Annotated in this window: 23 protein-coding genes and 1 pseudogene; 17 read left to right on the top strand and 7 right to left on the bottom strand. The window is 73.4% G+C overall.

Annotation, left to right across the window (positions count from 1 at the left end; genetic code table 11):
• Window positions 1-109 precede the first annotated feature (109 nt).
• The 8 genes from ACFFR3_RS08735 to ACFFR3_RS08700 all read left to right on the top strand — a co-directional run bounded on the left by ACFFR3_RS08735 (window position 110) and on the right by ACFFR3_RS08700 (window position 6082).
• Window positions 110-871, top strand: coding sequence for a TSUP family transporter (locus ACFFR3_RS08735; protein WP_364379521.1), 762 nt, complete (start codon window positions 110-112; stop codon window positions 869-871).
• A gap of 51 nt (window positions 872-922) precedes the next feature.
• Window positions 923-1894 (top strand): helix-turn-helix transcriptional regulator, encoded by a 972-nt coding sequence (locus tag ACFFR3_RS08730; protein ID WP_345407680.1) that lies wholly within the window; start codon window positions 923-925, stop codon window positions 1892-1894.
• Window positions 1895-1949: 55 nt separating this feature from the next.
• The gene (locus ACFFR3_RS08725) at window positions 1950-2567 is read left to right on the top strand and encodes a LysE family translocator (protein WP_345407678.1); all 618 of its coding nucleotides are present in this window, start codon (window positions 1950-1952) and stop codon (window positions 2565-2567) included.
• On the top strand, window positions 2564-3298 hold the full coding sequence (locus ACFFR3_RS08720) for an alpha/beta fold hydrolase (RefSeq protein WP_345407676.1): 735 nt from the start codon (window positions 2564-2566) through the stop codon (window positions 3296-3298). Before ACFFR3_RS08725 ends, ACFFR3_RS08720 begins: the two co-directional genes overlap by 4 nt.
• 3 nt (window positions 3299-3301) lie before the next feature.
• A complete protein-coding gene (locus ACFFR3_RS08715; protein ID WP_345407674.1) occupies window positions 3302-3514 on the top strand; it encodes a hypothetical protein in 213 nt (70 codons plus the stop codon).
• Window positions 3515-3724: 210 nt separating this feature from the next.
• Window positions 3725-4381 carry a TetR/AcrR family transcriptional regulator gene (locus tag ACFFR3_RS08710; RefSeq protein WP_364385911.1) on the top strand — a complete coding sequence of 219 codons (657 nt, stop codon included), beginning with the start codon at window positions 3725-3727 and terminating at the stop codon, window positions 4379-4381.
• A 53-nt stretch (window positions 4382-4434) separates the two neighbouring features.
• Window positions 4435-5607, top strand: a complete 1173-nt coding sequence (locus ACFFR3_RS08705; protein ID WP_379482899.1) for an FAD-dependent monooxygenase — start codon at window positions 4435-4437, stop codon at window positions 5605-5607.
• A 4-nt stretch (window positions 5608-5611) separates the two neighbouring features.
• Window positions 5612-6082 (top strand): nitroreductase family deazaflavin-dependent oxidoreductase, encoded by a 471-nt coding sequence (locus ACFFR3_RS08700; protein ID WP_345407666.1) that lies wholly within the window; start codon window positions 5612-5614, stop codon window positions 6080-6082.
• Window positions 6083-6128: 46 nt separating this feature from the next.
• Here the strand turns inward: ACFFR3_RS08700 and ACFFR3_RS08695 are convergent, their stop codons facing one another.
• Entirely contained in the window at window positions 6129-7364 is a 1236-nt protein-coding gene (locus ACFFR3_RS08695; protein WP_379482898.1) for an aminotransferase class I/II-fold pyridoxal phosphate-dependent enzyme, read from the bottom strand.
• Window positions 7365-7504: 140 nt separating this feature from the next.
• Here ACFFR3_RS08695 and ACFFR3_RS08690 point away from each other — a divergent pair, with 140 nt between their 5' ends.
• Window positions 7505-7753 (top strand): acyl carrier protein, encoded by a 249-nt coding sequence (locus ACFFR3_RS08690; protein ID WP_345407661.1) that lies wholly within the window; start codon window positions 7505-7507, stop codon window positions 7751-7753.
• Entirely contained in the window at window positions 7753-8964 is a 1212-nt protein-coding gene (locus ACFFR3_RS08685; protein WP_364385898.1) for a beta-ketoacyl-[acyl-carrier-protein] synthase family protein, read from the top strand. Before ACFFR3_RS08690 ends, ACFFR3_RS08685 begins: the two co-directional genes overlap by 1 nt.
• Here the strand turns inward: ACFFR3_RS08685 and ACFFR3_RS08680 are convergent.
• The 4 genes from ACFFR3_RS08680 to ACFFR3_RS08665 all read right to left on the bottom strand — a co-directional run bounded on the left by ACFFR3_RS08680 (window position 8951) and on the right by ACFFR3_RS08665 (window position 14118).
• Window positions 8951-9820 (bottom strand): phosphatase PAP2 family protein, encoded by an 870-nt coding sequence (locus tag ACFFR3_RS08680; RefSeq protein ID WP_364385895.1) that lies wholly within the window; start codon window positions 9818-9820, stop codon window positions 8951-8953. The genes ACFFR3_RS08685 and ACFFR3_RS08680 overlap by 14 nt on opposite strands.
• A gap of 53 nt (window positions 9821-9873) precedes the next feature.
• The gene (locus ACFFR3_RS08675) at window positions 9874-12015 is read right to left on the bottom strand and encodes an MMPL family transporter (RefSeq protein WP_364385892.1); all 2142 of its coding nucleotides are present in this window, start codon (window positions 12013-12015) and stop codon (window positions 9874-9876) included.
• A 271-nt stretch (window positions 12016-12286) separates the two neighbouring features.
• A complete protein-coding gene (locus tag ACFFR3_RS08670) occupies window positions 12287-13282 on the bottom strand; it encodes an endonuclease/exonuclease/phosphatase family protein (protein ID WP_379482897.1) in 996 nt (331 codons plus the stop codon).
• A 194-nt stretch (window positions 13283-13476) separates the two neighbouring features.
• Window positions 13477-14118: a hypothetical protein gene (locus ACFFR3_RS08665; RefSeq protein ID WP_379482896.1), complete on the bottom strand. Its 642-nt coding sequence runs from the start codon at window positions 14116-14118 to the stop codon at window positions 13477-13479.
• Window positions 14119-14282: 164 nt separating this feature from the next.
• On the opposite strand from ACFFR3_RS08665, the gene ACFFR3_RS08660 reads away from it, so the two are divergent.
• From ACFFR3_RS08660 to ACFFR3_RS08645, 4 genes and pseudogenes are all read left to right on the top strand, one after another.
• The gene (locus ACFFR3_RS08660) at window positions 14283-14840 is read left to right on the top strand and encodes a hypothetical protein (protein ID WP_364373285.1); all 558 of its coding nucleotides are present in this window, start codon (window positions 14283-14285) and stop codon (window positions 14838-14840) included.
• Window positions 14841-14898: 58 nt separating this feature from the next.
• Window positions 14899-15384, top strand: a complete 486-nt coding sequence (locus ACFFR3_RS08655) for a MarR family winged helix-turn-helix transcriptional regulator (RefSeq protein ID WP_345407645.1) — start codon at window positions 14899-14901, stop codon at window positions 15382-15384.
• A gap of 88 nt (window positions 15385-15472) precedes the next feature.
• Window positions 15473-16366: pseudogene (locus tag ACFFR3_RS08650) on the top strand (LLM class flavin-dependent oxidoreductase); the annotation flags it as partial.
• A 2-nt stretch (window positions 16367-16368) separates the two neighbouring features.
• Entirely contained in the window at window positions 16369-18612 is a 2244-nt protein-coding gene (locus tag ACFFR3_RS08645; RefSeq protein ID WP_379482895.1) for an LLM class flavin-dependent oxidoreductase, read from the top strand.
• Window positions 18613-18619: 7 nt separating this feature from the next.
• On the opposite strand, the gene ACFFR3_RS08640 is transcribed toward ACFFR3_RS08645, so the two are convergent.
• A complete protein-coding gene (locus tag ACFFR3_RS08640; RefSeq protein WP_345407639.1) occupies window positions 18620-19393 on the bottom strand; it encodes a phosphotransferase in 774 nt (257 codons plus the stop codon).
• A gap of 152 nt (window positions 19394-19545) precedes the next feature.
• Here ACFFR3_RS08640 and ACFFR3_RS08635 point away from each other — a divergent pair, with 152 nt between their 5' ends.
• On the top strand, window positions 19546-20835 hold the full coding sequence (locus ACFFR3_RS08635) for a cytochrome P450 (protein ID WP_379482894.1): 1290 nt from the start codon (window positions 19546-19548) through the stop codon (window positions 20833-20835).
• Here the strand turns inward: ACFFR3_RS08635 and ACFFR3_RS08630 are convergent.
• On the bottom strand, window positions 20832-21716 hold the full coding sequence (locus ACFFR3_RS08630; protein WP_417629306.1) for an AraC family transcriptional regulator: 885 nt from the start codon (window positions 21714-21716) through the stop codon (window positions 20832-20834). The genes ACFFR3_RS08635 and ACFFR3_RS08630 overlap by 4 nt on opposite strands.
• Window positions 21717-21729: 13 nt before the next feature.
• Between ACFFR3_RS08630 and ACFFR3_RS08625 the strand changes: the two genes are divergently transcribed.
• Window positions 21730-22698, top strand: coding sequence for a zinc-dependent alcohol dehydrogenase family protein (locus ACFFR3_RS08625; protein ID WP_379482893.1), 969 nt, complete (start codon window positions 21730-21732; stop codon window positions 22696-22698).
• 79 nt (window positions 22699-22777) lie between these two features.
• Complete coding sequence (locus tag ACFFR3_RS08620; RefSeq protein ID WP_379482892.1) at window positions 22778-24850, top strand: hypothetical protein; 2073 nt, start codon at window positions 22778-22780, stop codon at window positions 24848-24850.
• Window positions 24851-24877: the final 27 nt, after the last annotated feature.

Below are 24877 nucleotides of genomic sequence, written 5' to 3'. Positions count from 1 at the left end.
GGGACCCCCGCCGCGGGGTCCCGTTCCGCGTCCGGACCCCGAAGGCGGAGTGACCAGATCCCGGCTTGTACACTCTTGGCGTTTCTTGGGGGAATCGGGGGAATCGCGCGTGCCGCTGGAGCAGGTCCTTCTGTTGCTGACCGCGGCGGCCGGAGCCGGGTGGATCGACGCCGTCGTGGGCGGCGGCGGGCTGCTGCAACTCCCCGCCATCCTGGTCACTGGGATGCCGCCGGTCGAGGCGATGGCCACCAACAAGCTGTCGTCGGTGTTCGGCACCACCTCCGCCGCCGTCGCCTACGCGCGCTCCACCAAGGTCGACCGCCAGGTCGCGATCCCCGGGGCGGCCATGGCCATGGTGAGCGCCGGGCTCGGAGCGTGGGCGGCGGCGTCCATCTCGGCCGAGGTGCTGCGGCCCGCCGTCATGGTGGTGCTGGTCGCGGTCGCGGTGTTCGTGACGTTGCGGCCCGGCATGGGCGCGGTGCCGGTGCCGCACCTGCGCACCCCGTCCCGCGTGGTGGCGGCGGTGGCCGCGGCCGGGGTCGGCATAGCCTTCTACGACGGGATCATGGGGCCGGGGACGGGAACGTTCCTCATCATCGCCTTCACCACCATCCTCGGGCTGGACTTCGTCTCCGCGTCCGCCTCCGCGAAGATCATCAACATCGGCACGAACGTCGGCGCGCTGGCCGTGTTCGCGGTGCAGGGGCACGTGCAGTGGGCGCTCGGCCTCGGCATGGCGGTGTGCAACGTGGCGGGGGCGCAGTTCGGGGCGCGGACGGCACTCAAGCGGGGCACGGCGTTCGTCCGGATCGTGCTGCTGGTCGTGGTCGTGGCCATGGTGATCAGGCTCGGCTGGCAGCAGTTCGCCTGACCCGCACTCGGGGGCCGGTGGCGCGTACCCGCCGCAAATAGAATGGCCGGCATGCGCGCCAGCCGCCTGCTCTCGCTGCTTCTGCTCCTGCAGACGCGCGGCCGCATGACGGCCTCCGAGATCGCGGACGAGCTCGAGGTGTCCGTACGCACGGTCTACCGCGACGTCGAGGCCCTGTCGGCGGCCGGCGTCCCGGTCTACTCCGACCGCGGCCCCGCGGGCGGCTACCAGCTGCTCGACGGCTACCGCACCCGGCTCAACGGCCTGACCGCCGAGGAGGCGTCCGCGCTCTTCCTGGCCGGCCTGCCGGGGCCGGCCGCCGAGCTGGGCCTGGGCGAGTTCGCGGCCAACGCCGAGCTGAAGCTGCTGGCCGCGCTGCCGCCGGAGCCGCGCTCGCAGGCCGCGAGCATGCGCGAGCGGTTCCTGCTCGACGTGCCCGGCTGGTACCGCTCCGCCGACGACGTGCCGCACCTGAGCGAGGTGGCCGAGGCCGTCTGGGACCAGCGGCCGCTGCACATGACCTACCGGCGGTGGGGCAAGCAGGAGGTCGACCGCGTCATCCATCCGTACGGGCTGGTGCTCAAGGGCGGCTCCTGGTACCTCGTGGCCGCCCCGCCCGGGGGCTCGCCGCGCACGTACCGGGTGGCGCGCATCCTGACCCTGGAGACGATGCCGGGACGTTTCGCCAGGCCGGAGGGGTTCGAGCTGGCCACGTTCTGGCGGGAGTACGCCCGGGAGTTCCGCGAGCGGATGTACACCGCCGAGGCCGTCATCAAGCTCGCACCCGGGCGGGGCGACCTGCTGGCGTACACGATGGGCGCGGACGTCGTCGGCGCCGCGCTCGCCGCGGCCGAGGAGCCCGACCCCGAGGGCTGGCTGACGCTCACCGTCCCGGTCGAGTCGCTGACGCACGCCCGATGGCTGCTGCTGCGCATGGGCGCCGACGTCGAGGTGCTCGGCCCGCCCGAGCTGCGCACGCTGATGAGCGAAGCCGTCACGGACCTGGCCAAACTGTACGGCTGACGCCCGCGGCGAAAATGAGGCGACACCCCGCCGCGGGTTCTGTCAGCATCCCCGCATGTACCTTCTCGCTTTCATCGGCGCGTGCGTCCTGGTGGCCATGGCGCCCGGGGTCAGCACGGCCGTCATCCTGCGGCAGACCCTGCGCTCGGGCCGCGGCTCCGGTGTGGCGGCCACGCTGGGCAACGAGACCGGCATCCTGCTGTGGGGCCTGGCCGCCGCGTTCGGCCTGTCCGCGCTGGTCGTGGCCTCGCAACTGGCCTACGACGTCATGCGCGTCACCGGCGCGGTCGTGCTCGTCGTGATGGGCGCGCAGGCGCTGTGGCAGGCGAGGAAGCCGTTGCCGGTCACCGCCGTCGAGGGGGATGCGGTGGCGGGCCGGCGCGGCGCGTACCTGGCGGGGCTCGGCACCTGCCTGGCCAACCCGAAGGCGGCGGTGTTCGCGATGTCGTTCCTGCCGCAGTTCGTCCCGGCGGGCCAGGACGTGCCGATCACCCTCGTCACGCTCGCCGTCGTGTGGGTGGCGGTGGACGTGCTCTGGTACCTGGTGCTCATCTGGGCCGTCGCCCAGGCCAAGGCGTGGCTGGGCCGCCCGTCGGTCAAGCGGCGCCTCGAGCAGATCTCCGGCGTGGTGCTGATCGGCCTCGGCGTGCGGATGGCGGTGGAGTCCCGATGACGATCTGGTACGACGAGCGCGGCGCCGGCGAGCCGGTGGTGCTGCTGCACTCGACGGCGGCCGACTCCGGCATGTGGGACGCCCAGGAAGAGGCGCTGGCCGACCGCTTCCGCGTGATCAAGGTGGACTTCCGCGGCTACGGCCGCAGCCCCTACCGCTCCGACGGCCCCTACAGCGACGCCGGCGACGTCGCCAAGGTGCTGGCCGCGATCGGCGTCAGCAGGGCGGCGCTGGTCGGGTCGTCAGGCGGCGGCCGGGTGGCGCTGGAGCTGGCGGCGGCCGGGCTCGCCGGGCGGCTGGTGCTGCTCAACCCGCTCTCGACGCTGGAGCCGACGCCCGACCTGCGGGCCTACTGGCAGGAGGAGAACCGCCTGCTGGAGGAGGGCGACGTGCGGGGCGCGGCCGAGCTCAACGCCCGCACCCTGCTCGGCCCCGACGCGGGCCAGGAGGCGTGGGACAAGGTGGTGGCGATGCAGCGGCACGCGTTCGAGGTGCAGCTCGCCGCCGACCCCGAGCCCGAGCAGGTCGAAGGCGAGTTCTCCCCGGCCGGCATCGAGGTGCCCGCGCTGGTGGTGGCCGGCGGGCACGACCTGCCGTACTTCCGCGACAGCGCCCGCCACCTGGCCGCCGAGCTGCCCCAGGCGCGGCTGCTGGAGCTGGAGTGGGCCGGGCATCTGCCGGCGCTCGAACGTCCTGAGGAGATCAACGCGCTGCTGCTGGATTACCTTTAGTGCATGACGAACGACCTGGCGACCCTCATGAGGCAGGCACAGGACGACGATCCGCTGCTGGCCCTGCACGCCACGACCGCGTTGCGGCGCGAGATCGAGCGCCTGGAGGCGGTCCAGGTGCGGCGGGCCCGGGTCGCCGGGCTCGCCTGGTCGCAGATCGCCGACGCGATCGGGGTGAGCAAGCAGGCGGTCCACAAGAAGTACGGCCGCCGCTAGCCGTCGTGACCTCTGGCGCCGGCGAGCCGGGCGATCAGAGCGACGTGGAAGTGGCGAACCTCGCCGCCGGAGATGCGCGGCGGCGTCGGCAGCGGTGATGATCCATCTGGACTCGAAGGGGCGCAGGTCAGGCGTGGTGCGCCGGCCCGAGCGAGGGTGAGGTGGCCCAGGCATGGCGGCCTCCCGATCACGGCGTGCTAAGTTGGCCGCATGACTAACTTGGTCGATCGGCCAAAATCTTCGCGAGGGGATCGGCGGCGTGAGCAGCTCGTGGAGGCCGGCCTGGCGCTCCTGAGTGAGCACGGCTGGCCCGGCATCACGGCGCGTGCCGTCGCCGAGCGGGCCGGGACCAATGCCGGGCTGATCCACTATCACTTCGGCGGCCTGCCCGGCCTGCACGCGGCGATCTTCCGGCGCGGCACGGACCTGCTCGTCAACCCGCTCGTCGATGAGCTGCTGGCCGCGGAGGACGAGCGAGCCGCGCTTGACGCGATCCGCATGCTGCTGCCGCGGACCGCCGCCGACGAGCCCGCGTCCCGGCCGGCGGCGGACGGCGTGCCCGCATCCGGGCCGGTCGCCGGCGACGAGGACGGCTCCCGGCTGGCCGCCGAGCTGATCATCGGAGCGACGCGCGATCCCGCGCTCGGCGCCATGCTGCGCGATGAGCTTCGCCGTGCCAGGCAGCACATCGCCGATCGGTTGCGGGTCCGGCATCCCGGCTGGGCGGCCGGCCACGCGGCCGGGGTGGCGACGCTGATCGTCGCCGCGATCGACGGGCTGATGCTGCATCGCATGATCGACGGGGAGTTGCCCGTCGGCGAGGCACTGGATGTGGCGCAGGGGCTGCTTCCCGTGGAGGAGAGATGAGCGGTGGGGTGAGCGCTCTCGACCCGCCTGCTTGCCGGAGGAAAGGCGGGAGAGTGCTCATCAGCGGGGCCGGGATCGCCGGGCTCACGCTGGCCTACTGGCTGCGGCGCCGCGGGTTCGAGCCGGTGGTCGTGGAGCGCGCGCCACACGGCCGCCTGGGCGGCTACGGGGTCGACTTCTTCGGCAGCGGTTACGACGTCGCGGCTCGCATGGGCATTCTCGACCGGCTGACCCCGCACCGGCTACCGGTCGACGCGGTCGAGTTCGTCGACGCCTCAGGACGGTCCTCGGCCCGGTTGCCGGCTGAGCTGCTGGAGCGGGTCATCAGGGGGCCGCACCTGCCACTGATGCACACCACACTGGAAGGCGCCCTGCTCGACGCCGTGGACGGTGAGGTGGAGATCCGCTTCGCGGACAGTGTCGCCGACGTCCGCGACACCGGCGGCGCGGTCGAGGTCGCCTTCGCCGGCGGTGGCCGTGAGCGGTTCGACCTGCTGGTGGGGGCCGACGGCATCCATTCGCGGACGCGGGAGCTCGTGTTCGGCCCTGAGTCGCGGTTCGTGCACCCGCTCGGTACGCGGCTGGCGTCCTACCCGGTGCCCGACCGTTACGGCTGGGGCCGGGTACGCGCCCACTACACCGAGCCCGGCCGCCAGACCGTCCTCTATCCGAGCGGCGAGCCCGGCACCCTGGTCGCCCTGCTGCTGTTCCGCGCGCCGCGTGGCGGAGGCGTCCCGCGTGAGCAGCGGGCGGGCCTGCTGCGGGAGCGGTTCGCCGGCGCGGGCTGGCTCACGCCGGCGCTGCTCGCCGACGCACCCGCCGGCGATTCGATCTTCATGGACGAGATGGCCCAGGTCATGATGCCTGTCTGGCACCGCGGCCGGGTCGCTCTGATAGGGGACGCCTGCGGCTGCATGACCATGGTGTCGGCTCAGGGCGTCTCCATGGCGATGGCCGGGGCGTACGCGCTGGCCGAGGCGCTGGCCGAAGAGCCGGGCCACGAGCGCGCGTTCGCCCGGTACGAGGCCAGGATGCGTCCCGAGGTGCGGCGACGCCAGCGCAACGCCCTGCTGTTCGCCCGCATGCTGCTGCCCTCCGGCCGCGCGGGGTTGGCCGTGCAGGGACTCGCCAACCGGATCATCACCCGTCAGGCGTTCGCGCCCGTGCTGCGCCGGCAGTTCGGCGCGGGGAGCGTCCTGCCGCCCGCGACCACCCGAGGAAGGTGACGTCATGGAGATCGTCAAGAGGCCGGCACCGCCGACCGGGCTGCGCCGCAAGCTGTGGCGGCTGCCCATCCTGCTCTACCGGCTCGGCCTGGGCGCCCTGCTGGGCGGCCGGGTCATGCTGCTCAACCACGTCGGCAGGGTGTCCGGACTGCCGCGCCAGGTCGTCATCGAGGTCGTCGAGCACGACGAGAACGGTTACGTGGCCGCCTCGGGGTTCGGCGTCAAGGCCGACTGGTATCGCAACGTCACCGCCTCCCCCGAGGTGACGATCCAGGTCGGCGGACGCGTCCACCCGGTGACGGCCGTTCCGCTGCCGGCCGAGGCGGGGGCCGTCATCATGGCCCGCTACGCGTCCCAGCATCCGACCGCCGCCCGGCGGCTGTGCAAGCTCATGGGCTACGCCGTCGACGAAAGCCAGGACGACTACCACGAGGTGGGGAAGCACATCCCGTTCGTCAGGTTCGTCCCGCGCTAGCTCGGGCGGGCGCGGTCTCCTGCCGGGTTCGCGGGAGTGATCGCGCTCAGCCTCGGGCGTTCGGGCGGCGATGGCCCAGGGCGTGGGCAGGCCGTTCACCGGGCAGCTCACCGGTGACCGTGGCCACCGCCTCCAGGATCCGGTCCACCTGGGCGGTGGTGTGGGCGGCGGTGACGCTGAGGCGGATCAGCGGCTGCTCGCCCGGCACGCCCGGTGGCAGCATCACGTTCGCCAGCACGCCCTTCTCCAGCAGCTTCGCCCAGAAGCGGCAGCACGTCAGCGCGTCCGCCATCGGCAGCGCCACCGTGGGGGTGCCGCCGGGCGGGATCGCGTAGCCGAGCCTGGTCAGGCCGGCGCGCAGCCGGTCCGCCGCCGCCAACACCGCCCTGCGGCGCTGCGGCTCCGTACGGATGATGTCGAGCGCCGCCAGCGCCGCGGCCGTGCAGGACGGCGGCAGCGACGCCGAGAACAGCGCCGCCCGCGCGCTGTGCCGCAGGTAGTCGACCACGTGCCGGGGCCCCGCCACCGCGCCGCCCAGCGTGCCGAAACACTTCGAGAACGTCACCGTCTGCACGTCCACCGCCGCGCCCAGGCCGAAGTGCTCGGCCGCGCCCCGTCCGCCCGCGCCCAGCAGGCCCGCGTCGTGCGCGCTGTCCAGCACCACCCGCGCACCGTGCCGCTGCGCGTGCTTGGCGACGCCCGGCAGGTCGCACAGATCGCCGCCCACCGAGAACATGCCCTCGGTGAGCACCATCGCCCCGCGATCGTCGCCCACCTCCTCAAGCAGCGTCTCCAGGTGCGCCATGTCGTTGTGCCGGTAGCGCCGCAGCTCGGCCTGCCCCAGCCGGGCCGCGTCGATGAGCGAGGCGTGCATGTGCCGGTCGGCCACCACCACGTCATGCGGCCCGAACAGCGCGCTCAGCGCCAGGTTCGCCTGATAGCCGGTGGAGACCACCATCGCCGCCTCGTGCCCGAGGAACGCCGCCAGCTCCCGCTCAAGCCGTTCGTGCAGAGCCAGCGTGCCGTTGAGCACCCGCGAGCCCGAGTTGCCCGCACCCAGCTCCTCCATCGCCGCCACGCCCGCCGCCGCCAGCCGCGGGTCGCCCGACAGCGCCAGATAGTCGTTGGAGCCCGCCAGCAGCACCCGCCGCCCCGCCGCGACCACCTCGCCGCCGCCGAGCCTGCCCTCCACCGGCAGATAGAAGGGATAGACGCCGGCCGCGACCACCGCCTCGACCTCCTGGGGGAGCCGGCATTTCGTGAACGGGTCTCTCCGCCCCACGCACTTCACCTCGGATGGCCGTAGCTGACAGTGTCCGGTCGTAAGGGTAGAGTAATCGCCGCTGATCCGGTTCCCGGGCACGTCCCCGCCGGCCGGTCCGCCTCCCGCATGCCCCCAGACACCCCGACAAGGACGTACGCATGACCGAGGAAGAGATCTTCCAGCAACTGCGCACCATCTGCGCCCGGATCCTGTCGGTGGATCCCGCGCGCATCACCGCCGACACCGACCTGCGCCAGGAGCTCGACGCCGACAGCCTCGACATGGCCGAGCTGGCCGCCGCCAGCGAAGACCGCTTCCACGTCACCGTCGACCTCGACACCGCCAAGCAGGCGCGCACCCTGGCCGACATGGCCGGGCTGGTCCACGCCGGGGCGCGGGTCGGCTGATGGGCGCGCGGGTCCGCGTCGCGGTCACCGGGCTCGGCGTGCGTACGGCGGCGGGCAACGACCTGGCCGGGTTCTGGCGGACGCTGGTCGAGGGGCGGTCCACGGCACGCACGATCACCTCGTTCGACGCCGGTGAGCTGCCCGTCGGGTTCGCCTGCCAGGTGCCCGCCTTCGACCCGGCCCCCTACGTCACGGGCAAGGAGGCCCGGCGCATGGACCGCGCGACGCTGCTCGCCGTGTGCGCCGCCGCCGACGCGCTGGCCGACGCGGGCGGGCCGCACGTGCCGCCCGAGCGGCGCGCGGTCGTCACCGGCACCGCGCTCGGCGGCACCGAGACCTCCGAGGCCGCGCTGCTCGGCGGCGGCCAGCCCGGCGCCCTCTACGTGCCGCGGACGATGCCCAACGCCTCCGCCGCGTTCGTCAGCATGCGCCACGACATCCTCGGGCCCAGCATGACCGTCTCCACCGCGTGCGCCTCCGGCGGCCACACCGTCGGCGAGGGGCTGCGGCTGCTGCGCGACGGCTCCGCCGACCTCGTCGTGGCCGGGGGCACCGAGGCGTGCGTGTCACCGACCATCCTGCTCGCCTTCCACCGCTGCGGCGCGCTGTCCCAGCGCGGCCACGAGCCCGAGCGCGCCTCCCGCCCGTTCGACGCCGCCCGTGACGGGTTCGTGCTCGCCGAGGGCGCCGCGTTCGTCGTGCTGGAGCGTCTCGACGACGCCGTACGCCGCGGCGCCCGCGTCTACGCCGAGCTGGCCGGCTACGGCCGCACCTCCGACGCCCACCACCTCACCTCGCCCGATCCCAAGGGCGACGGCGCCGAACGCTGCCTGCGCCAGGCCCTGGCCGACGCCCGGCTCACCCCCGGCGACGTGGCCCACGTCAACGCCCACGGCAGCGGCACCGTGCTCAACGACGTGACCGAGGCGCGAGTGATCGCCCGCGTCTTCGGGCCGGGGCAGGTGCCGGTCACCTCCACCAAGAGCATCGTCGGTCACGCCATCGGCGCCGCCGGGGCCATCGAGGCCGTGGTCTCCGTGCTGACCCTGCACGAACGCCTCATCCACCCGACGATCAACCTCGACGTTCTGGATCCCGAGTGCGAGGTCGACGTCGTCCGCGAGCCGCGCCCGCCCGGGGCGGGGGCCGTGGTGTCCACGTCGTTCGCGTTCGGCGGCCACAACGCCGGCCTCGTGTTCACCCCGTCCTGACCGGGGTGCGGCGGGCGTTCTCGGTGCGGCTTGTCACCGCGTGCACGACCAGCGCCACCGCCAGCCCCGCGACCAGGTCCGACGCGTAGTGGTACGAGTTGTGCACCACCGCCACCGTCAACCCTGCGGCCGCGAGCCACAGCAGCCGGCTCGCGAGCCCGCGGACGTGGCGGCGCAGGGTGAGCACCGTGATCCAGGCGCCAGCCACGTGGGGTGAGGGGAAGCAGGCGCCGGGCGGGTCGAGGGCGGCCATGACGGCGTTCTGCAGCGGGGTGATCAGGTAGCCGGTGGGGCGCTGGGCGGCGTACAGCTCCGGCGGCCCCGGCGCCGGTCCTTCCAGCGGGAGCCCCATGAAACCGACGTAGCAGATGATCAGTGTGGCGAGCAGCGCGAACAGGTATCCCTCCGCGAGCTCTGTACGGCCTCGAAAGTAGAGCACCGGCGCGATCAGAAAACACCCATAAAAGGAGAAATAGCAGAACGTCACCAGCTCGGTGGTCGGCGGCATGGCCCACTCGACGACGACGGCGTTGAGGTCAACCCCGAACAGCCCCCGCTCCCAGGCGCGTACGGCATCGTCGAGAAATCGGCCATGCACGGCGAGCGCCGCCTCGGCGGCGATGGAGTAGACGACCGGCATCACGAGCAACGGCGCCATGAACCGCAGGCCCGCGACCCGCCGATCACCCGGCCACCACTGCCCGGCCCGCGCGACCACCACGAGAAAAGCGCCGCCGAGAACGCACCCGCCCAGCAAGCCCACCGCACCCGGCAACCGCTCGTGGGCCAGTGCGGCAATGGTCGCCATCAACGCGAAGTAGCCGAGCAGCAGCCCTTCGACCGGCCGGATCTCCACAATGCTCCTGCCTGCGAACGGCACCCGACGCGGCGTTCGGGAGCGGTGGCGGGTCACCGGGCGGTGACCGCGGGCGTGGGTTCGGTGGCTGGGCGAGGTGTGGGCGGGTGGTGGTGTTCGTGGGCGGGCCACCAGATGCGGGGGCCCAGGTGGTGGGCCAGGGCTGGGACCAGGAACGAGCGGACCAGCACGGTGTCGATGACCACCCCTACCGCCACCAGCAGGCCGAGCTGGACCACCGGCACCAGGGGCAGGACGGTGAGGACGAAGAAGGCGGCTGCCAGCACCACGCCAGCTGCCGTGATCACGCCGCCGGTCGCGCGCAGGGCGTGCAGGGTCGCCCCGCGGGTGCCGAGGCGTGGGGTCTCCTCGCGTACGCGGGCCATCAGGAAGATGTTGTAGTCGACGCCGAACGCCACCAGGAACACGAACGCGTACAGGGCGAACGACACGTCCATCACCGGATAGCCGAGCACTTGCGTGAACAGCGCCGAGCACAGCCCGAGCGTGGCCGCGAACGACAGCACCACCGTGCCCATCAGCAGCAGCGGCGCCACCAGCGAGCGCAGCAGGACGATCAGGATCAGGCCGACGACCACCAGGATCAGCGGCACCACGAGGCGGGCGTCGGCGAGGGCGGCGTTCTTGGCGTCGAGCAGCTCGCCGGTGAACCCGCCGACCAGGGCCGCGTCGCCGGCCGCCGCGCGTACGGTCGCTCGGAGGTTCTCCACCAGGCGCTCGGCGTGCGGCGTGTTGGGCTCGGCGGCCAGCACCACGTCGTAGACCCGCCAGGGGGCGGCCGGTCCGCGCCGCACCGACACCACGCCCTCGGCCCCGCGTACGGCCCGTGCCACGGCGGCGGTGGAGCCCTGCCTGGCCAGCACCACGACGGGAGCGCTGGCCGGATAGTGCCGTCGCAGCGCGTCGTAACCCTCCACCGAGGCCGTGCGCGTGGTGAACATGTCCGACGGCGGAATGCCGGACGCGTCGAGCGTGGTCAGCCCCAGGCACATCAGCGCGAGCAGCGCCAGCGACCCCGCCCACGCGAAGGGCGCCCGCCGCCCCACGAACCCGGCCACCCGCCCCCACACCCGATCAGGCCCCACGCCGGCGCGAGCCGGCGAGAACCGGCCCGGTTGCCCGCCGAGGGTGACCTGGTGGACTACGTGCCGCGACGCGCCGGTCGGCTCGTCCGGGGCCCGGTGGCTGGAGGGGGTGTCGTGGTGGGGAATGGCGGGCCAGAAGGCTCTTCGGCCACCGAGGAGCATGAGGGCGGGGAGGAGAGTCACCATTACGGCCATCGTGATGAGGACGCCGACGGCGGCTGCGGCGCCGATCGAGCGGAGGGCGTTGGTGTCGGCGGCGGCGAGGCAGCCGACGCCGCCTGCCACCGTCAGGGCCGAGGCGACGACCGTGCGGATGCCGCTCGACAGGGCCTGCTTCAGGGCCGTTGCGGTGTCGGGGGTCATGCGGAGGCGTTCGCGGAAGCGGGCCACCAGCAGCAGCGCGTAATCCGTGGCGACGCCGAAGACCAGTACGGTGAAGACCTCCGGCGTGGCCGCGCGCAAGGTGATCCAGCCTGAGCGGGCGAGGGCGTAGATCGCGGCGGCCGAGCACAGATAGGCCGCCGCCACGGCGAGCATCGGGATCAGCCAGAGCACTGGGCTGCGGTAGACGGCCAGCAGGACCAGGAGCACCACGGTCACGCTCAGCGCCAGCAGCGTGCCGTCCACGCGGAGGAACGAGTCGGCGTAGTCGGCTGCGACCCCGCCCGCGCCGGTCACGTGGCTGACCAGGCCCGGTGGGTTGGCGGCGGCCGCGATGCCGCGCACCTGCTCGACGAGCGGGGCGATCACCACGCCGGGCCGGCCGGACAGCAGCACCGTCACCTGGAGGGCGCGCCGGTCGGCGCTGGGCAGCGGCATCGAGGAGGTGCCGACCACGTCGGGCAGGCGGGCGAACTTCCGTAGGTCATGGCGTACGGCCGCGAGGTCCGCCGGCCGCAGCGGGCCCGTGCGTTCGTAGATCACGAGGGTGGGCACCGACCGCCCGGACTGCTCGGCCACCAGGTCGAGCACCCGCGCCGACTCGACGCCCCTGGCGAGCAGGGAGGTGCCGCTGGTGACGCGGACGTCCTCGAGCGGGCCGCTCGTGAGCACGGCCACCACCGTGAGAACGACCCACCCGAGCACCACGCCTGCGGCGATTGTCCGCGCGCGTATTGTGCGAAAAAGAACCGGCAATTCCCGCCCACCCCCGGCCTTGGTACAAAGGTGCCGGCCGACACGTAGACCCTAGGTTCCCGATCCCGCTCAAACAAATTGACGCAGCGGTCTTTTATTTACGTCGGGTGGTATCAAAAGCCGACATTGAGATATTCGAGTGTGGCGGCTATTTATGGAAATTGCGGAGTGTGCGGCTTTTGTTCTCCGGCGGGTTCGCCGCTCCGCGAACGGTCCCGGCGCGTCAGGGGCGGACGCGGAGGTCGGCGAAGAGGGCCCGGTGGTCGGAGCCAGGGACGTCGAAGATCTGGGTGGCCACCGCTCCGGCGCGCGCGTCCGTCAGTACGTGGTCGATGGTGACCAGGGGCGGCAGCGAGCGTCCGTGCGGCCAGGTGGGGACGAGGCCGTTGCCGGTGGAGGCGGCGGCGTCGGTGTAGCCGGTGCCGAGGAGGTCGCGGAAGACGGCGTGGTCGAGGGTGGCGTTGAAGTCGCCGGCCAGGATCCTGGGCGGCCCCGACGTGGGCGCGGGCGGCAGGGAGGCGACGCCGGCGTGCCATTCTGGCACCGTGCGGGGCACGGGAGCCACCGGGTGCACGACGACCACCTCGACCGGCGAGCCGCCGGGCAGAGACACCTCCGCGACCGGCATGTGGTGCCCGACCGGCCGGAACAGCCCCTTCCGCTCGCGCAGGGGATGCCGGGAGTAGATGCCGCTGCCCTCGGGGCCGCGTACGTCGGGCACGCTGATGTCGTACGGCAGCAGGTCGTCGAGCCCCGCCGCGGTCAGCCGGACCTTGGCCGACCAGGTGAGCTCCTGGATGCTGAGGACGTCCACGTCGAGGCGGCGTACGAGATCGACGATGACCGCCGCGTCGCCGCGCCCGCCGTTGAGGTTGGCGGTGAGCACCCGCAGCGTACGGCCACCGGCCGGCGCCGCGCCGTCACCGAACGCGCGCGGCACCACGCACCAGGCCAGGCAGGCGCACACCACCAGCATGATCGCCGCCGCGGCCCGGCTCCTGAGCAGGACCGCGACGCCCAGCACGACCAGCGCCAGCACCGCGAAGCCGGGGGTGAAGGCGGCCATCGGCACCAGGAAGACGCCCGTCTCCAGCCCGCCGAGCCGCACCACCGTGCCGGCCGCGAACAGCACCGCCACGGCGACCGTCAGCCGCCTGCGCCACACCCGCCTGGGCCGCACCTCGGGCGCCGCCGTCTCCGCATCCTCTTGCACCAGCACGAGCGCTCAGGCTAGAGGACCATCCTTAACGTCAGATGAGGATCAACCCGCCGTACGGGCCGCGCGGCACAGGCGTCCGGCGTCGCGGCCGGCGCAGCGCGGCGAGCGGTGGCGGTGCCGGCCGCCGGCGTCAACGGTCGGCGCGGTGCCGGCGAGCAGCGGCGGTGTCGGCCGTCGGCGTGGTCGGTCGGTCGTCAGACGAGGCCCACCATGAACCCCTCGTCCTTGACGCCCCAGTAGGCGGCCGGGCGGTACTGGCGCATGGCCTGCTCGATGACCGGGATGTACTTGGGGTTCGAGCCGAGCGGCAGCCGGTAGCCGTTCTTGACGGTGTGGAACTCCCACAGGTGCTCCATCTCCGGGTGCCGCTGCCGGAAGCCGGGGTCGGCGGGGAACAGGTCGAGCCTGACCATCGTCTTGCGGAAGATGTAGTCGGCGAGCTTGACGCGGCGCTGCTGCGTACGCGAGATGCCCACCCCCGCCAGCTCCTGCCACGCCGCCGCCCAGGGCCGTCCCTGGGGGTCGTCCCAGCGCACGCCGTGGGCGTCGAAGACCAGCCGGCGCGGGCGGGTCAGCTTCTTCCAGGTGAAGACCGGGAGCAGGCCGATGAGCAGGAAGATCGCCCCCACGATGCCGACGGCCACGGCGGCGCCCGAGCCGCCCGTGGTCTGCCCGGTCAGCGCCGAGACCACGGCGAGGAGCCCGATCCCGCCCGCGACCGACGCGCCGATCACCGACTTGGTCTTGGTGTCGCGGGCCACGTCGATGATCACGGGAGGCGGCGGGGCGGATGGTCCTGGCGGGGGATAGGGCGGGTTGTGGGGGCCGTACGTCATGACATGTCACGTTAACGGGCGTGAGCAGGGGAGACGTCATGCTTCAGGGTTTCGCGAAGCGTGTCCGGGCCGCCGTACGACATCACCCGGACGGGGGAGGCGAAGAGGCCGGTCCTCCGCGAAAGTCGTGACCGCACTTCACGCCGATCTCGTCAGGAGACGATATGCGTACGTACGCACGCGCCGCCGCAGCCCTCGCCCTCACCGCCACCCTCACGACCGGCCTCGCCCCCGCCGCGAGCGCCGCCCAGGACGGCACGATCACCACCGCCTCCATCAAGGGCTGGGCGCGGATGCACTTCCCTGCTCCGGGCAACGACGTACAGGTCACGGTGGACGCGCACGGTGAGTACACCGAGCGCAGCCCCGTCTTCCCCACGCGCGCGTGGGGCACGTTCCGCATCTATCACGCGGTCGAGGAGCCGGGGAAACCTCGGATGGTGAACTGGGGCGAGCTCCAGGTCGACTGCCTGACCACCGGCGGCCCCGTCGCGACCGTCACCGGGATCCTGGTGAAGGCCGCTCCCGGCGGGCCGTGGGAGGACATGGTGGCGCGGAAGGTGCGCCTGGGCGTGAGCTTCTACGTCACCGCCAAGGGCACCGGCCGCATCGGGCTGTCGGGGGCGACCGCGCCCGGGGAGCCGCTGCTGACCAAGTGCATGGCTCCCGCCCCGGACGCGCCGGTGATCAAGGGTGGGTACGTGCTCAAGGACAAGCGGTGACGTGTTGTCTGACAGAACGTCTGCGGTGCCGAAAGTCGGTGGTCGGTAGTATCCCGGTATGAGTGATGAGCCCGTGACCGACCACAACCTCGGCTGGACGCTCGGCGTGCTGCTGCGCGCCTACCAGAGCACGGTCGTCACGGTGATCGGCGACCTGCCCCACGGCCCGCGCGGCTACCAGACGCTCGCCGCCGTGGTGAGCGGCCGGCATCCGACCCAGCTCTCCCTGGCGTCCTTCCTCGGCATCGACCGCACGGTGCTGACGTACCTCGTGGACGACCTGGTCGAGGCGGGGCTGGTGGAGCGCAGGCTCAACCCGTCCGACCGGCGGCAGCGCCGCATCGTGGCCACCGGCAAAGGCGTGAGCGTCTACGAGGACCTCGAACGCCGCGTGGGCGACGCCGAGGACCGCCTGCTCGGCGCGCTGTCGGCGGACGAGCGCGAGGCGTTCATGAGCATGTTGCGGCGGGTGGCGTGTGACGCGAGCGACATCGAGCCGGCGAGGGACCCGTGCGAGGTGGCCGAGGAGATGCTGGCCGACTGACGCGGGAATGTGCCCGACTGATCCGTGGTTGTGCAACTCGTCTGGCGCGTAGATAGTCTTCGCGACAACATATCTTGAGGAGGGCACCATGCCTGACTACGGCCACGAGCTCACGTTCGGCACCTTCATCACCCCCGCGAACTCCGCGCCGAAGGAGGTCGTCGGCCTGGCACAGGAGTCCGAGGCCGCGGGGCTCGACCTGGTCACCTTCCAGGACCACCCCTACCAATCGGGCTTCCTCGACACCTGGACGCTGCTGTCCTACGTCGCCGCCAAGACCGAACGCGTCCACCTGTCCGGCAACGTCATCAATCTGCCGCTGCGCCCGCCCGCCGTGCTCGCCCGGGCGGCGGCCAGCCTCGACCTGCTCAGTCATGGACGGTTCGAGCTGGGGCTGGGAGCAGGTGGGTTCTGGGACGCGATCGAGGCCATGGGCGGGCGCCGGCTCAGCCCTGGCCAGGCCGTGGACGCGCTCGGCGAGGCGATCGACGTCATCCGCGGGCTGTGGGAGGCGGACAACCGGTCGCTGTTCCGGGTGGACGGGACGTACTACCAGGTAGACGGGGCCAAGCGGGGGCCTGCTCCGGCGCACGACATCGGCATCTGGCTGGGGGCGTACAAACCGAAGATGCTCCGCCTCACCGGCGCCAAGGCCGACGGGTGGCTGCCCTCGCTGCCGTACATCAAGAGCCTGGACGAGGTCACCCGCTCCAACGCGATCATCGACGAGGCCGCTGAGGCCGCCGGGCGGGAGCCCGCGGCGGTGCGGCGGCTGCTCAACATCGGCGGCCGGTTCGACTCCACCCGCGGTGACCGCCTCCTCGCCGGGCCGCCCGAGCAGTGGGCCGAGCAACTGGCCGCGCTCACCCTCGAATACGGCTTCTCCGGCTACATCGTGATGGCCGACGACGCCGGCACGATCAGGACGTTCGGCGAAGAGGTCGCGCCCGCCACCCGCGCGCTCGTGGCGCAGGAGCGCGCCCGATGACCACCCGGTACGCCCACCCCCTCCGCCTCGGCCTCCTGCTCACCGGCGCCACCCCCGGCACGGCGGCCGACCTGGCCCGGCTGGCCGAGGAACTGGGCTACGACCTGATCACCTTCCAGAACGAGCCTCCGACCTCCGGCGATGGGGGCGAGGCGGCGGGTCTGGACGCGTGGACGTTGATGAGCTGGGTGGCAGGTCGGACGGACCGCATCATGCTCGCCGCGATCGCCGCGCCCGCTGCGAAGCCCGCCACGTCGCAAGACACGGCGCCCGCCGCCGTGCCGGCCGGCGCGGCCGGCACAGTGCCCACCGTGACCGCGCGGGCCGCCGCGAGCCTTGATCTGCTCACGGGCGGGCGGGTCGAGCTGGGGCTGCTCGCCGGCGCCGACACCGGTGAGGCGGCCGACATCGTCCGCGGCGTCTGGTCGGCAGCCGAGCGCTCGCCCTTCCGTCATGACGGCGAGCACCACCGGGTGCCGGGCGCGGAACGCGGCCCCGCCCCCGCCCACGACATCCCGCTCTGGATCGCCGGCGAGCCCGGCCACGAAGTGCTCCGCCTCGCCGCCCACAAGGCCGACGCCTGGCTCTTCACCGCGTCCGGCCAGGACGCCGACGCGGCCCCAGCAGGAGGCGCGGGTGGCCGGCTGGTCACCGCGGTCACTGCGGCGAACGCCGTCATCGACGAGGCGGCCGAGGCGGCGGGGCGCGATCCACGCGAGATCCGCCGGATGGTCCAGGTCACCGGCGAGGCGACGGCGGCCGGACTACTGCCCCTCATCGAGGACGCCGGAATCGGCACCATCCTGCTGGCCACCGACGACTCCGACACGATCAGACGGTTCGCCGAGGAGGCCGCCCCGGCCCTGCGGGCGGCGGCGCAGGAGACGGCGACGCAGGTCAAGAGCCTGTTCGTGCGCAAGCACCGCCACGCCGGCATCGACTACGACGCCGTCCCCGCGAGCCTGGCCGCCTCGGCCGTGGAGCCGGGCGACCCCGGCTACGCCCGCGTGCGCTCGACGTACCTCAGAGGCGGATCCCCCGGGCTGGTCCTGCGCCCAGGCACGCCGGACGAGGTGAGCGAGGCCGTGCGGTACGCCCGCACGCAGCCGGTGAAGCTGTCGATCCGCAGCGGCGGCCACGGCATCAGCGGCCGCTCGACCAACCACGGCGGCATCGTCATCGACCTGTCCCGCCTGCACGCCATCGACGTCCTCGACAAGGACACCCGGCGGGTCCGCATCGAGCCGGGCGCGCGCTGGAGCGACGTGGCCGCCGCGCTCGCCCCGCACGGCTGGGCGCTCAGCTCGGGCGACTACGGCGGCGTCGGGGTGGGCGGGCTGGCGACGTCCGGCGGTATCGGGTGGTTCGTCCGCGAGCACGGCCTGACCATCGACCACCTCAAAGCCGTGGAGATGGTGCTGGCCGACGGCGCGCGCGTGCGGGCCGACGAGGAGGAGAACGCCGAGCTGTTCTGGGGCGTGCGCGGCGCGGGCGCGAACTTCGGCATCGTCACGGCGTTCGAGTTCGAGGTGGACGAGGTGGGCGACGTCGGGTTCGCGCAGTTCGTCGTGGACGCCACCGACACGGCGGGCCTGCTGGAACGCTGGGGCGCCGCCATGGAGGCCGCGCCGCGCGACCTGACCAGCGCCCTCATCATCGGCCGCGCCCGGCCGGGGCAGCCGCTCATGGGCCAGATCATGGCCGTGGTCGACTCGGACGACGCCGAGACGATCGTCGCCAGGCTGCAGCCCATCGCCGCCGCCGCACCGCTGCTCGACTACTCCATCCAGGTGCTGCCGTACGACGCGGTCATGCACGTGCCGCCCGCCGCGCACGAGGGTCAGGGCGAGCCGGTGACCAGGTCGGGGCTGGCCGACCACCTCACGCCCGAGCTGGCCGCGGCGGCGCAGCGGCTGGTGGCGAGCGGCCAGACGTACTTCTTCCACGTCAGGGGCATCGGCGGCGCCTCGCGTGACGTGCCGTGGGACGCCACCGCGTACGCGGGCCGCTCGGCCAGCTTCCAGCTCGTCGCGTTCGGCCACAGCCGGCGCGGCCTGGACGCCGCCTGGGACGCCATGCTCGGCCACTTCTCCGGCCTCTACATCAACTTCGAGACCGACCAGCGCCCCGAACGCCTGCTCCAGGCCTACCCCGAGCCCACCCTGCGGCGGCTGCGGGAGCTGAAGCGCCGCTACGACCCGGGCAACGTCTTCCGCGACAACTTCGCCATCGAGCCATGAGCGGGGCTCACGCGAGGTCCCACAGCAGCCGGTAGTAGGCGAGACGTACGGGGTCGGGCTCGATCCCGTACCCCTCGTACAGGCCGGCGTCGTGGCCGGGCCCGAAGTCGTGGTCGAGGCTCCACGCCGCCACCGCGAGGTCGGCCCACCGGTCGGCCACGCCGAGGGAGCCGAGATCGACGTGCGCGGCGAACGCGCCGTCGTCGTGCAGCAGCGTGTTGGGGACGCACGCGTCGCCGTGGCAGACGACCGGCCGGTCGAGCGGCGGCGGGCGTTCGATGATCGCGCGGGCCTCGTCGAGGCCGAGGTGGCGGTGCTCGGGCGACCAGTCGTCCGGTCCCTCCCCGTCGGCGAACCGCTCCCGGGCGCGCCGCAGCCGTCGTTCGACACTCCAGTCGTACGGGCACGCGCTCGCGGGCAGCGTGTCGTGCAGCAGCCGCAGCCCGCGCCCGATCGCCCGCGCCGCCACCTCGGGCTCGCCCCGCCACCGCTCGTTCACGGCCGAGGTGCCGGGCACGGCGGCCGTCACCAGCCACTCCTCGCCAGGGCTGGTGCCGTGCTCCAGCACCGGTGGCACGGCGACCCAGCGGGACGCCCACGCCAGCCGCTCGGCCTCGGCCATCAGGTCGATCTCCGGCGTGCCCGCGGCGACCCACTTCGCGTAGCGCACCACGGCGCCGTCGAGCCGGTACGTCAGCCCGCCCAGCTCGTTGCGCCACACCAGCGTGACGGTGTCGTCGCCGGCCAGCTCGGCGATCACGGCGGGGACCTCGGTGCTCACAAGCACGTGATCATGGCAGCGGCGAGCCGGCCGATGCCACCGGTTTTCGCGATTCGTGCACGTCGTGCATACATGCGCGTCGTGTAAGTTTTGCGCTGAAGGACGTGCCGAACGCTGACGGGCCAGCCCGAGCCCGGGAACAGGATGCGCCGATGAGCAACGACAGCCTCACCGAGGAGACCCCCGCCGCCAACCCCACGGCGATGCGCAGGATCCTGCCCGGCGGGATGGTGGAGCGCGGCGGGTGCCCCTTCGACCCGCCCCCCGGGCTGGTCGAGCGGCGCGGCAAGGGCGCCGTCCAGCCGCTGCCGCTGCTCAACGGGGCCGAGGCGTGGCTGGTGACGGGGTTCGACGAGGCCCGTACGGTGCTCGCCGACCCGCGCTTCAGCGCCGACAGGATGCGGCACCGCGAGGCCACGTCCCTGCAGCCGCACGAGGTCGAGGCGCTCAAGGCCGGCACCCTGCCGCAGGGCCCGGCCATCGAGACCCGCGAGGACGGCTTCTTCGTCTTCATGGACCCGCCCGAGCACACCAGGATCCGCAGGCTGCTGACCGGCCAGTTCACCGTGCGGCGCATGAAGGCCCTGGAGTCGCGCGTCACGGACATCGCCGTCGAGCACATCGAGGCCATGAAGGCGGCCGGCGACCACGCCGACCTGGTGCCGGCGTTCGCGCTGCCGCTGCCCTCGCTGGTCATCTGCGAGCTGCTCGGCGTCGACTACGCCGACCGGGCCGAGTTCCAGGAACGCACGGCCATCTCGCTCAACTCCAACACCCCGCCCGAGGAGCGGGCCAAGGCCGGGGCCGAGCTGTACGCGTTCATGCAGGGCCTGGTCGCGGCCAAGCGCGCCGAGCCGGGCGACGACCTGCTGTCGGGGCTCATCCACGAGGCCGAGCCACCGCTGACCGACGGCCGGCTCGTGGACATCGCGCTCGTCCTGCTCGGCGCCGGTCACGAGACGACCGCGAACATGCTGGGGCTCGGCACGTTCGCGCTGCTGGAGAACCCCGGCCAGCTCGACGCGCTGCGCGCGGACCCGTCGCTGATCGACAACGCGGTCGAGGAGCTGCTGCGCTACCTCAGCATCATCCAGCTCGGCGTCAGCCGCGTCACCACCGAGCCGGTGACCCTCGGCGGCGTGGACATCCCCGCCGGCGCCACCGTCGTCGTCGCCACGCCCGAGGTCAACCGCGACCCGCAGCACTGGCCCGACCCCGACCGCCTCGACGTGCTCCGCCCGCGCACCTCCCACCTGGCCTTCGGGCACGGCGTCCACCAGTGCCTGGGACAGCAGCTCGCCCGGGTCGAGATGCAGATCGGGCTGCGCGAGCTGATCACCCGCCTGCCGGGCCTGCGCCTGGCGGTGCCCGCCGACCAGGTGCCGTTGCGCAACGAGATGCTCATCTTCGGCGTGCACTCACTGCCGGTCGCCTGGTCCTAGATCCCTTGCGCGGCCTGCCTGCGATACCTGCCGGGCGACACCCCGAACTCCCGCTTGAACGCCTTGGCGAACGCGAACTCCGAGGTGTAGCCGCCACGTTCGGCGACGACTCGCAGCGGGAGGTCGCTCGTGGCCAGCAGGCGGCCGGCGACCGTCATGCGCCACCAGGTGAGGTAGGCCAGCGGCGGCCGGCCCACGACCGTCGTGAAGCGGCGCGCGAAGGCCGCGCGTGACAGGCCGGCCCGCGCGCCGAGCTCCTCCACCGTCCAGGAGCGGGCGGGATCGCCGTGGAGGGCGTGCAGGGCGTCGGAGATCGCCGGGTCGGTCAGCGCGGCGCCCCACCCGGTGGCCGCCTGCCCGGCGTGCTCGTGCAGCCAGGCGCGCAGGACGTAGAGCAGCAGCGCGTCGAGCAGCGCCGGCACCAGCGCGTCGGAGCCAGGGCCAGGGCGCTCCAGCTCGGCGCCCAGCAGGTCCACGGCGGAGCGGAGCGCCGCATTCGTGCCGATCCTGGCCGGCAGGTGGACGACGTCGGGAAGCCCGGTGAGCAGCGGGTGCGCCCGCGCCCGGTTGAGCCGGTAGGCGCCGCACAGCATGAGCGTGGCCGGGCCCGTGCCCTGCGGGGGCTCCTCGCTCAGCGTCCACGTGCCGTCCTGGTCCTGGACGACGTCGATCAGCGGCGTCGCGGGATCGTCCGCGATCGCGTGCCCGCGTCCGTGCGGGAGGAACACCACGTCGCCGGGGCCGAGCGGGATCTGCTCCCCATCGGGCGGCAGGAGCCGGCAGGAGCCTTGCAGGATGACGTGGCAACCGGCCCCGTCGGAGGGGGCGAACCGCATGCCCCAGGGCGCGGACATGAGCGTGCGCGAGGAGTGGGGGACAATCCACGCACGAACGGTGCTCTTTCATGAACTCGGCGGCCCCGACGTCCTGAAGATCGAGGACGTCCGGCTCGACGCCCCCGGCCCCGGTGAGGTCCGTGTCCGGGTCGAGGCGATCGGGCTCAACCGCGCCGAGGCGCTCTTCCGCGCCGGTACGTACTACTACCAGCCCGCTCTTCCCGGCTCCCGGCTCGGTTTCGAGGCGGCCGGGACGGTGGAGGAGGTCGGGCCGGAGGTCGCGGGCTTCGCGCCGGGCGACGCGGTCAGCATCCTGAGCGATCAGGAGATGTCACGCCATGGCGTGTACGCCGACCGCGTCAACGTCCCGGCCGGGTGCCTCCTGCCCTCTCGGGTCGACCCGGTCACCGGTGCCGCCTTGTGGACCACGTACCTGACCGCGTACGGCGCCCTGGTCGAAGCAGGCCGCATCAACCCCGGCGACAGCGTCGTCATCACCGCCGCGTCCAGCGGCGTCGGGCTCGCGGCCATCCAGATCGCCAACCACCTCGGCGCCGTTCCCATCGCCGTCACCCGGACCGCCGCCAAGTCCGCGCGGCTGCTGCAGGCCGGCGCCGCCCACGTCATCGCGGCCGACGAGGACGATCTCGCCGGCCGGGTGGCCGCCGTCACCGGGGGACAGGGGGCAAGGGTCGTCTTCGACGCCGTGGCAGGGCCCGGCCTGAGCGAGCTGGCCGAGACCGTGGCCGCCGACGGCCTGCTGATCGTCTACGGCTGGCTCGACCCCCGGCCCGCGCCGCTGCCCATGAACTGGCCGATCACCGTCCACGGCTACCACGTCGGCCTCGTCACCGCCGACCCCGGCCGGATGAAGCGCGCGCGAGCCCTCATCGAAGCCGGACTCCGTGCCGGGACGCTGAAGCCCGTCATCGACCGCACCTTCGACCTGGCGGACATCGTCGAGGCGCACCGCCACCTGGAGTCGAACACCCAGATCGGCAAGATCGTGGTGACCGTCCGGCACTGAGGCCGGCTTACGGGGTTCGGCCCAGACCTATTGCGGCGAGTTGACCGACACGGGCGGTTCCGGCTGGGACAGTCGCGGCGTGGAGAGTGTACGACTTGTGGCGCGGTTGCGGCGGGGTGGGGTGTTGTGGCCCGGTTCCCGGGCGGCCGGGGTCGATGTGGGGCGGCTGGCGGTGCCCGGTCTGGTGGTGTTCGCGCCACTGGCGTGGTTCGCGGGGCTGGCCGCCCTGCCCATGGTCGGGTCGGTGGCCGTGGTCAACGGTGAGCTGGTGCTGGCCGAGGATCCCGGGCCGTGGCAGCCGGGCTGGATGGCGGGGGTCGCGGTCGTGGTGGTGGCGGCGTACGCGGTGGTGTCGGGCGCCACGACGCTCCTGGCCGCGGCGCGGCAGACCGGGCGCCAGGCCGAGCCGGCGGCGGCGCTCGGGATGGCGGTGCGGCGGTGGCCGGCGCTGCTCGCGGTCACCGCGATCACGGTGCTCGGCGCGGCGGCGGTGGTGGGGGCGGTGGTGGGGGTGCAGGTGGCCGTCCGGTGGGAGTTCCTCTCCTGGCTCACGGCGGGCGGGCTGGCGCTGGCCGCCTCGCCGGTCCTGCTGGCCGGGCCGGTGCTGGTGCTCGAACGGCGGGGGCCTGTCCAGGCGGTCGGGCGGGCGTACCGGCTGGCCGTCGAGGGCACATGGCCGGACGTGATCGCGCTGCTCACCGGGGCGGTGCTCGTGCCCGCCCTCGCCGTACGGGCCGCGCTGTGGGCTCTGGACGCCGTCCCCGCCCCGCTGGCGATCACCTTCACCGCCGCCCTGGCCGTGACCGTGCTGCCGTTCCAGGCGAGCGTCCTCACCCGCGCCTACCTGCAACGGCTGGCGTGGCGGCACACCGCGCTCCAGGACTCGGCCGTCTTCCCGGAGACCGTCGCACTCAAGGACATCCCCTCGTGCCAGAACGGCCACCCAGAGCCGGCAGGGACCTGGCTGTGGCGGTTGGTGGCCGCCGTCCTCCTGCCCGCCGTCCTGTACGCGATGACCGCCACCGCGAACCTGCTCGACCGCCCCGAGCTCCACCAGCGACCGGTCACGGCCGTCTCCGACCCGGCCGCCGCGCACCTGACCGGCGACGGCCGGCTGCTGCTGCTCCTGGACGACCTGGACACCCCGCCGACCCTGCTGGCCTGCACGGACCCCGCCTGCACGGACACCGCCACCGTCTACGCCGGCCCGGCGGGCGAGGACCTGTGGCGGGACGTGGCCTCGGCCCCCATGCCCGGCGGCCGGCTGCTGCTGGCCTCGTGGGCCACCACCGACGGCGGCGCCGGGCGGCTCGACCTGCTGCTGTGCGACGCGAAGAGCTGCACCAGGCCGCGGGGCCCGGCGGGGCGGGTGTCGGCGGGGCCGCACGAGTTCGCGCTGGCGGTGGCCGCTCGGCCCGGCGGCGGCGGGCTGGTGCTGGCGCACGCGGGCGAATCGGGCGCCGGGAAGCCGGGGGAGCAGACGGTGGCGTTCACCTCCTGTGCGGACCTGGCCTGCGCCACGCCGGTCACCCGGCAGGCGGCGGTGCTGAAGGTGCCGGCGTACCTGGACAAGGAGGACGGCTTCGCGCTCGCCGTCGCCCCCGACGGCCGGCCGGTCGCCGCCCAGCTCGACGCGACGACCGGTGCCGTGCACGTCGTCTCCTGCCAGGACGCCGCCTGCGAGCGGGCCACCGTGAGCACGCCCGTGCGCGGCTCGGCGGCGCCGGCGCGGGGCTTCGCCCTGGGGACGCCCCGGTCCGGGCTCGCGCTGGCGATGCGGCGGGACGGGCGGCCGGTGATCGCGTACCAGGCGGGCGCGGGCGGCGCCGTCACGCTGCTCGACTGCCGCACCGCCGACTGCCCGGACGGGCGGACGACGCGGCTGTCCGAGGCCGTCCACGGCCCGCCCGTGCTGGTGCTCGACCGGGCGGGCCGGGCCCTGGTCGCCTACCAGGACGTGACCCGCGACAGGATCGCCCTCACCTCGTGCGCCGCCACCCGCTGCGGCACGGTCCCTGTCGCCAGGCTGAACGGCGCGGGCGGCCGCCTGGCGATGACCCTGGACACCGCCGGACGGCCGATCCTCGCCTGGACCGCCGCCCACGACCGCGACGGCGGCCACGTCCTGGTCAGCACCCTGCTCGACCCGTGAGAGCCGGGCAGGGAGGACGCCGCTCCT

The sequence above is a fragment of the Nonomuraea salmonea genome, from assembly GCF_042428605.1.
GTDB classification, from domain to species: domain Bacteria; phylum Actinomycetota; class Actinomycetes; order Streptosporangiales; family Streptosporangiaceae; genus Nonomuraea; species Nonomuraea salmonea.
This window is presented reverse-complemented; position numbering and strand designations above follow the sequence as displayed.